The sequence below is a fragment of the Adlercreutzia muris genome (assembly GCF_008831045.1).
GTDB lineage: Bacteria > Actinomycetota > Coriobacteriia > Coriobacteriales > Eggerthellaceae > Adlercreutzia > Adlercreutzia muris.
Genome location: NZ_WAJS01000071.1, coordinates 1 through 2,780 on the forward strand (window position 1 = coordinate 1; position 2,780 = coordinate 2,780).

Consider the following 2,780-nt stretch of genomic DNA (forward strand, 5'->3'; position numbering starts at 1 on the left):
GCATCCCGAGTAGGGCCGGGCACGTGAAACCCGGTCCGAAGCCGGGGGGACCACCCTCCAAGGCTGAACACTCTCCTGTGACCGATAGCGAACCAGTACCGTGAGGGAAAGGTGAAAAGCACCCCGAGAGGGGAGTGAAACAGTACCTGAAACCGTGCGCCCACAAGCAGTCGGAGCAGCCTTGCGCTGTGACGGCGTGCCTTTTGTAGAATGAGCCAGCGAGTTGCGGTGTGCGGCGAGGTTAAGTTTGAAACGAGCCGCAGCGAAAGCGAGCCTTTAAGATGGCGAGTGAGTCGCACGCTGCAGACGCGAAGCCGGGTGAGCTATCCATGGGCAGGCTGAAGCGGGGGTAAGACCCCGTGGAGGGCCGAACCCACTTCGGTTGAAAACGGAGGGGATGACCCGTGGATAGGGGTGAAAGGCCAATCAAACCCGGAGATATCTCGTTCTCCCCGAAATAGCTTTAGGGCTAGCCTCGGCCGTTTACCCGCGGTGGTAGAGCCACCGGATCCCTGAGGGGGCCTCACCGCCTACCGACGGGAGCCGAACTCCGAATGCCGCGGGTCCACAGGCCGGGAGTCAGAGGGCGTGGGCTAAGCTGCGCGCTCGAGAGGGAAACAGCCCAGACCGCCCGCTAAGGTCCCCAAGTCATCGCTGAGTGGCAAAGGATGTGCGTCTGCCCAGACAACCAGGATGTTGGCTTAGAAGCAGCCATGCATTTAAAGAGTGCGTAACAGCTCACTGGTCGAGTGGACATGCGCCGACAATTCACGGGGCTAAGCGATGCACCGAAGCGGCGGACTGATTCTTTCAGTGGTAGGGGAGCTCTCCGCGCTGCGGCGAAGCGGGTGCGCGAGCATCCGTGGAGCGCGCGGAGGTGAGAATGCTGGCATGAGTAACGAGAGCGGCGCGAGAAACGCCGCCGCCGTGAGCCTAAGGGTTCCTGGGCGAGGCTAATCCCCCCAGGGTCAGTCGGGAGCTAAGGCGAGGCCGGGAGGCGTAGCCGATGCGCAGCGGGCAGACATTCCCGCACCGCCGACGGCGCGGCATTACCGATGGGGCGACGGAGAAGGGTAGCCGGGCGGGGTTCTGGACGTCCCCGTGAAAGCGCGTAGGGCGGTCCGCATGGAAATCAGCGGGCCGTATAGCCTGAGACGCGAGACGAAGCGATAGAGCGAAGCCGGTGAGCCCATGCTTCCGAGAAAAACCTCTAGGGAGTGCCGTCGGCGCCCGTACCAAAACCGACACAGGTGGGCGGGTAGAACATACCGAGGCGATCGGGAGAACCACGGTTAAGGAACTCGGCATACTGGCCCCGTAACTTCGGGAGAAGGGGCGCCCCCGCCGGTGAAGGACCTCGCGTCCGGAGCTAGTGGGGGCCGCAGCGAAACGGCCCAAGCGACTGTTTATCAAAAACACAGGACTCTGCAAAGCCGCAAGGCGACGTATAGGGTCTGACGCCTGCCCGGTGCCGGAAGGTTACGCGGATGAGTTAGCGCAAGCGAAGCCCTGAAGCCAAGCCCCGGTAAACGGCGGCCGTAACTATAACGGTCCTAAGGTAGCGAAATTCCTTGTCGGGTAAGTTCCGACCTGCACGAATGGCGTAACGATTTGGGCGCTGTCTCAACCGTGGACCCGGTGAAATTGTACTGTTCGTGAAGATGCGAACTACCCGCGGAAGGACGGAAAGACCCCGTGAACCTTTACTGCAGCTTGGCATTGGCATCTGGTACGGCGTGTAGAGGATAGGCAGGAGCCCGCGAAGCGGGGGCGCAAGCCCCCGTGGAGGCGACCTTGGAATACTGCCCTCGTCGTGCCGGCTGCCTAACGCGCGGCCGTGACCCGGCGCGCGGACCGTGCCAGGCGGGTAGTTTGACTGGGGCGGTCGCCTCCCAAAACGTAACGGAGGCGCGCGTAAGGTCCGCTCAGGACGGTCGGCAACCGTCCCGAGAGCGCAAGAGTGTAAGCGGGCCTGACTGCGAGGCAGACACGCCGAGCAGGTGCGAAAGCAGGTTCTAGTGATCCGGCGGCCCAGAGTGGAATGGCCGTCGCTCAACGGATAAAAGGTACTCCGGGGATAACAGGCTGATCTTGCCCAAGAGTCCACATCGACGGCAAGGTTTGGCACCTCGATGTCGGCTCATCGCATCCTGGGGCTGAAGTCGGTCCCAAGGGTACGGCTGTTCGCCGTTTAAAGCGGTACGCGAGCTGGGTTCAGAACGTCGTGAGACAGTTCGGTCCCTATCCTCCGCGGGCGCAAGGGAGTTGAGGAGATCTGCCCCTAGTACGAGAGGACCGGGGTGGACGGACCTCTGGTGACGCGGTTGTCGACCAACGGCACCGCCGCCTAGCTACGTCCGGCACGGATAACCGCTGAAGGCATCTAAGTGGGAAGCCGCCTCCGAGATGAGCTCCCTCTCCGGTAAGGGCCCTCGTAGACCACGAGGTCGATAGGGCGCAGCTGCAAGCAGGGCGACCTGCTCAGGCGAGCGCTACTAATAGCCCGAGCTCTTCTTCGCACGTCTTCGTAGACACGTCGCCGATCGTGATCCGTCGCGCGCATGCGGCCGCCAGGGTGGCGCGGGAGCAGTTCCCCCGCCCCCCGGCAGCGGCTCATACAGAGCTGCGCGGGAGCGCCTCCCGCGAGCGGAACCATGGAGTGGGGGATCACCCGATCCCATTCCGAACTCGGCAGTTAAGCCCCACCTCGCCGAAAGTACTGCGGCGCGAGGCCGCGGGAGGACAGGTCGTTCCGCTCGCAGGGGGCGCTTTCCCATCGC

Annotated in this window: 2 rRNA genes; both read left to right on the plus strand. The window is 63.3% G+C overall.

Features of this window, described 5'->3' with window-relative positions:
- Positions 1-2,520 (plus strand): 23S ribosomal RNA (locus F8D48_RS11380); the annotation flags it as partial.
- Positions 2,521-2,644: 124 nt separating this feature from the next.
- Positions 2,645-2,759: ribosomal RNA gene (gene rrf, locus F8D48_RS11385) — 5S ribosomal RNA — on the plus strand.
- The last annotated feature ends 21 nt before the right edge of the window (positions 2,760-2,780 follow it).